General features: G+C 30.7%; 4 protein-coding genes. 3 read left to right on the forward strand and 1 reads right to left on the reverse strand.

The annotated features are described in order from the left end of the window. Window positions 1-671: 671 nt before the first annotated feature. The gene (locus tag F1B92_RS07565; protein ID WP_154571242.1) at window positions 672-1574 is read right to left on the reverse strand and encodes an RluA family pseudouridine synthase; all 903 of its coding nucleotides are present in this window, start codon (window positions 1572-1574) and stop codon (window positions 672-674) included. An 80-nt stretch (window positions 1575-1654) separates the two neighbouring features. Between F1B92_RS07565 and purB the strand changes: the two genes are divergently transcribed. From purB to F1B92_RS07580, 3 genes are read left to right on the forward strand one after another with little or no spacing between them, the layout of a single operon-like run. After that, on the forward strand, window positions 1655-2980 hold the full coding sequence (gene purB / locus F1B92_RS07570; RefSeq protein ID WP_154571243.1) for an adenylosuccinate lyase: 1326 nt from the start codon (window positions 1655-1657) through the stop codon (window positions 2978-2980). Between the two features lie 18 nt (window positions 2981-2998). Then, the gene (locus tag F1B92_RS07575; RefSeq protein WP_154571244.1) at window positions 2999-5374 is read left to right on the forward strand and encodes a ribonucleoside-diphosphate reductase subunit alpha; all 2376 of its coding nucleotides are present in this window, start codon (window positions 2999-3001) and stop codon (window positions 5372-5374) included. 16 nt (window positions 5375-5390) lie between these two features. After that, entirely contained in the window at window positions 5391-5930 is a 540-nt protein-coding gene (locus tag F1B92_RS07580) for a GNAT family N-acetyltransferase (protein WP_154571245.1), read from the forward strand. Window positions 5931-6211: the final 281 nt, after the last annotated feature.

Here is a 6211-nt window from a genome sequence, read left to right on the forward strand (position 1 = left end):
CTACCGCTTGAACTACCGCTACCGCTTGAGCCACCACCTAGGGCTGGGCTGTTTGAGCTACTATCGCCCTGTATGTTTAAATCGTCTTCGATAAGTTGTTTTTTAAGTTCTTCCAATTCTTTCTCTTGCTCCATTATGAGTTTTTTAGTGCTATTGTTATCTTGCATTTCTAAATGTTGTTTAATGTTCTTATATTGATCATCAAGTTCTTTCTGTTTTTGTTTTATTTGTTTTTTTAATTTTTCCATATCTGGTTGAAGCTTTTTAAACAACTCTATATTTTCATCTTTTACTTGTTCTGCTAGAACTTGAATTTTTTCTTCAATTGTTTCAATTTGTTTTATAAATTGTTCTATATTAGCATTTAATTGAGAGCTAACTGTATCATCACTAGAGCCAATTAAATTAAGTTGCTTAAAATTTTCAGAAGTTCTATGATATATTTCTAAATCATCATTTATTACTTGAAGCTCTTTTTCTGCCTCTTTTTCAAATTCCTTTAATACTTCTTCAAGAGCTTCTTTTTTACTGGGAGCCTTAGTTACTACAGGACTAGTTTCACCAGCAAACAAAGTTGCATTACAANNCATTTTTTTCCTTTCAAATAAATATAAGGACTCATTATAACCCCCCCCTTAAGGTTAGCTGAAGCTCATCTCGAGAAAGGAGAGCTAGAGAGTAAATTTTAAAAATTCATTTTCGATATCTAGTTTTGATTGTATTAAATAATCTTTGTTTTGGAAAGCAAATTTCAAATATGATGAGTGGAGCATTAATCTTTTTGATCCTGTTACTAAAAGTCTATCTTTATCGCTAATTTTTCCATCTAAAAAATCACATGCAAATTCATCACTAACACCATAAAGAGGGTCGCCGATAATTGGATGTTTCACATGAAACAAATGCACTCTTATTTGATGTTGACGTCCTGTTTGCGGAAAACATTTTAGTAAAGTAGCATTTAAATTTTCATAAATAAACTCGACTTTAAATTTTGTTTTAGCAAATTTACCGCCCTCTTTTACATAAATTTTATTTTTTAAAATTTGAGAATTTTTATCCACATCAAGAGGAACTATAACTTCAAAATTTTCTCTAATAACTCCACGAACCATAGCAAAATAACACTTTTTGACCTCTAAATTTTGAAATTTAAGCTTTATCGCTTTTTCAATTTCTTTATTTTTAGTAACCAAAAGCACTCCGCTAGTTTCTTTATCGAGTCTATGTGCCACGCTTGCATTTTTGCCAAATTTAGACCAAATTTCATCATTCATACTGTAATTACAATTTCTTCCGTTTGGATGAGTTAAAACTCCACTTGGCTTATCAAAGGCTGCAAAATTTTCATCTTCAAAAATCGGCTCAAGATTTTTAGGTTTGCACTCATAATCAATTAAAAAAACTTCACCTTGCAAAATTTGATTTTTATTTTCAACTACTTTTTCTAAATTTATCAATCTTTTTTTATCTATCAGTCTTTGAGCCTGACTCATACTATATCCTAAATCCAATAAAATTTGATAAGCTTTTTTTCCGTTAGAGTTTAAAATTTTTCTTTCTATATAAGCCAACTTTTACACACTTTTTGTTAAAATAATNNAAAATAATGATTTATTATTTTATAAAATTTTAGATTAAAAAAAGGTTAATTATGGTGCAAAGATACGCACGAAAAGAGATGGAAGAGAAATGGAGCTTACAAGCTAAATATGACGCTTGGCTAAAGGTGGAATTAGCAGCAGTAAGAGCTTGGAATAAACTTGGGTTGATTTGTGATGAAGATAGAGATAAAATTTGTAAAAATGCTAAATTTGAGATAGAAAAAATCGATGAGATAGAAAAAATCACAAAACATGATGTTATCGCATTTCTGACAAATATTAGTGAAAATTTAGGTGATGAAAGCAGATTTTTACATTATGGCATGACTTCAAGTGATTGTATAGATACCGCTGTTGCTCTTCAAATAAAAGATAGTCTAGAATTAATAATTTTAGATGTGCAAAATTTAAAAAATTCTATTAAAAAAAGAGCTTATGAGCATAAAAATACTTTAATGGTTGGCAGAAGTCATGGAATTCACGGCGAGCCTATTACTTTTGGGCTTGTTTTAGCAATTTGGTATGATGAGATTGATCACTCTTTAGATCTTTTAAAGCATGCTAAAAATTTAATAAGCGTAGGTAAAATCAGTGGTGCTATGGGAAATTTTGCTCATGCTCCGTTAGAGCTTGAAGAACTCGTTTGTGAAGATTTAGGACTAAAGCCTGCTCCTATTAGTAATCAAATAATCCAAAGAGATCGCTATGCACAAGTCTTATCAGCACTTGCAATTTTAGCCTCATCGTGTGAAAAAATTGCAGTTGCTATTCGCCACTATCAAAGAAGTGAAGTTTATGAGTGTGAAGAGTATTTTGCTGCAGGACAAAAAGGCTCAAGTGCAATGCCACATAAAAGAAATCCAGTTTTGAGTGAAAATATCACGGGGCTTTGCAGGATGATTCGCTCTTTTGTAATGCCTGCCTTAGAAAATGTGGCTTTATGGCACGAAAGAGATATTAGCCATAGTTCAGTTGAGAGATTTATTTTACCTGATGCTTTTATAACGGCTGATTTTATGCTAAATCGTCTTACAAATTTAATCGATAAACTTCTAATTTATCCACAAAATATGTTAAAAAATTTAAATCTTACAGGAGGACTTGTATTTTCTCAACGTGTGCTTTTAGAGCTTCCAAAGCGTGGAATTTCTAGAGAAAATGCTTATAAAATAGTCCAAAGAAATGCTATGAAAGTTTGGAGTGATTTACAAAATGGAAAAAATGCTTTAAATCAAGATGGCAAAAGCTTATTTTTAGAGTATTTATTAGATGATGATGAACTAAATTTAAGCAAAGATGAGATAGAAAAATGTTTTGATTACTCATACTACACAAAAAATGTAGATAAAATTTTTAAAAGAGTTTTTAAAGATTGAAATTTATTAAGGATAAAAATGAAAGTAATAAAAAGAAACGGAAGATGCGAAGAGCTAGATATAAGCAAGATTAAAAAATATACTAAAGAAGCTGTTCAAAATTTAGACAATGTTAGTCTAAGCGAGCTTGAAGTTGATGCAAAAATTCAGTTTCGAGATATGATTACAACTGAAGAAATTCAGCAAACTCTAATCAAAACAGCAGTCGATAAAATAGACATAGATCGCCCTAATTGGACTTTTGTTGCAGCAAGACTTTTTTTATATGATCTTTATCATAAAGTTACTGGATTTAGCGGTTACAATACTCTTACTGAGTATTTTGAGCGTGGTGAAAAAGAGGGTCGCATAATACTTGGCTTAAAAGAAAAGTATGATTTAGAAGATTTAAATAACTATATAGAGCCCACAAGAGATTTGCAATTTACATATTTAGGCGTTAAAACCCTATATGATAGATATCTTTTAAAAGATAGCGATGCAAAGCCTATTGAACTTCCTCAACATATGTTTATGGCAATAGCTATGTTTTTAGCACAAAATGAGCTTGACTGTCAAAATTGGGCTAAGAAATTTTATGATTTGATAAGCAAATTTGAAGTTATGCCAGCAACCCCTACTCTTTCAAATGCTAGAACTACGCGTCATCAACTCTCATCTTGTTATATTGGCTCAACTCCTGATAATATTGAAGGAATTTTTGATAGTTATAAAGAGATGGCACTTCTTTCTAAATTTGGCGGTGGAATTGGCTGGGATTGGGGCAAAGTAAGAGCAATGGGCGGAAGCATTGATGGACATAAAAACGCAGCTGGTGGAATAATTCCGTTTTTAAAAATCACAAACGATATAGCCGTTGCAGTTGATCAATTAGGCACAAGAAAAGGTGCAATTGCAGTATATATCGAGCCGTGGCATATGGATGTGGGTGATTTTTTAGATCTAAGAAAAAACTCAGGCGAAGAAAGAAGAAGAGCACATGAAATTTTCCCAGCTTTATGGATAAATGATCTATTTATGAAAAGAATTCAAAATAACGAAAAATGGACTCTTTTTGACCCTGTTGATGTGGCTGATTTGTGCGATTTATATGGAGAAGAGTTTGAAAAAAAATATGAAGAGTATGAAAAAGATGAAAATATCCCTAAAAATATCATTATGGCAAAAGAGCTTTGGAAAAAGATAATAACAGCATATTTTGAAGAGGGGATGCCATTTTTAGGCTTTAAAGATACAGCCAACCGCACTAATCCAAATTCACACTCAGGAATTATAAGAAGTTCAAATTTATGCACTGAAATTTTTCAAAATACTCAGCCAAATTACTATCAAATAAAAATAGTTTTTGAAGATGGTAGTATCGAAATTTTCGATGAAGAAGAGATTATTACAACCGATAATGGCATAGCTAAAAAAGCTAAAAAACTGACCGCACTTGATACTTTAAATGGTAAAAATATTTTTATAGTTGATAAAGATTATATTCAAGGAAAAACTGCAGTTTGCAACCTCGCTAGCATAAATTTAAGCAAAATCAATACAAAAGAAGATATCCAAAGAGTTGTTCCAACTGCAGTTAGAATGCTTGACAATGTAATTGAGTTAAATTTTTATCCACATGAAAAAGTTAAGCATACAAATTTAGCTTCTCGCTCAATTGGGCTTGGCGTAATGGGAGAAGCACAAATGTTAGCAACCTCAAAAATAGAATGGGGAAGTTATGAGCATTTAGAAAAAATAGATAAAATCATGGAGTGTATAAGTTATAATACCATTTTAGCATCATCAAATTTAGCTTTAGAAAAAGGAAAATATGCCGATTTTAATGGCTCAAATTGGAGCAAAGGTATTATGCCAATTGACAATGCAAATGATGAGGCTAAAAAATTAGTCCAAAGATCTAATCTTTTTGATGAGTGGATTTGTGATTGGGATAGTCTTAGAAAAAAAGTAATTAATGATGGTATGAGAAACGGCTATTTGATGGCTATTGCACCAACTTCAAGTATAAGCATTTTAGTTGGGACTACTCAGACTATTGAACCAGTTTATAAAAAGAAGTGGTTTGAGCAAAATTTAAGCGGAATGATACCAGTTGTTGTTCCAAATTTAACCCTCGATACTTGGAATTACTATATTTCAGCTTACGATTTAGATCAAGCCTTGCTTGTAAAAGCGGCTGCAATTCGTCAAAAATGGATAGATCAAGGTCAAAGCCTCAATATTTTTATCACACTAGATAAAGCAAGTGGCGGAACTTTAAGCAAAATTTATAATCTTGCTTGGAAACTTGGGGTAAAATCAACATATTATCTAAGAAGTCAAAGTCCAAATGCTGCTGAAGCCGAAAATACGGCTATAGATAGAAGTATAGAGTGTGAAGGTTGTCAATAAATTTTAAGGAGATACTATGATAAGATCTGCTAATTTTAATGATGTTATGGCAAGTTTTGAAATTTTAGAACTTGCCATGAGCGATTTTAGTGACGCAATTTTTGGAACAAATGATAAAATTTTAAAATTTGATTTATACAAGAAATTTTTCAGAGCCAAAAATAATCGCTTGTCTCATGAAAATGTTTTTATTTACGAAAATGAAATGGGCGAAATTTGTGGGGCAATTTGCCTTTATAATGGCTATGATAGTGATTTTTTAGATTTAGTTTTTAATCAAAGATTAAAAAGCATTAAAGCTAAAAATTTAATCAAAAAAGAGTGCGAAGATGATGAATTTTATATAGATAGCGTAGCAGTTTTACCTAAATTTAGAGGTTTAGGGTATTTTAAAGATATGATGAATTACGCTATTTTAAAAGCTAAAAATTTAGGATTTAAAAAAGTTAGTCTTATAACTCAAACGCCTAATTATTACACAAATTTTGGATTTAAAGTCGTAAAAAACGATGTTTTTTATGGCGAAATTTACATAAAAATGGTTAAAAATATTTAAATTTTAATGTTTTAGCTCATAATTTTCATATACAATAAAATTTTAGAAGCTTAATTAATACAAAAATAAATTATTTTTAAGATGCAAGCATTAAATTAATAGTGTTTAAAATACGGATAAATTTTATAGATAATAACTCTTATAAACCACACAGAAAGCAAAATAGAAGATTTAGAATTAATTGATTTTACGCTACTTCAAAAGGTATTGAATGATTTTTTAGTGGATGCAGAGCTTATAACTTAGAAGCTATAGCTCTTGTGGGGTAAGCAACTGAAACA

It is taken from the genome of Campylobacter portucalensis, from assembly GCF_009690845.1.
Taxonomy (GTDB): domain Bacteria; phylum Campylobacterota; class Campylobacteria; order Campylobacterales; family Campylobacteraceae; genus Campylobacter_B; species Campylobacter_B portucalensis.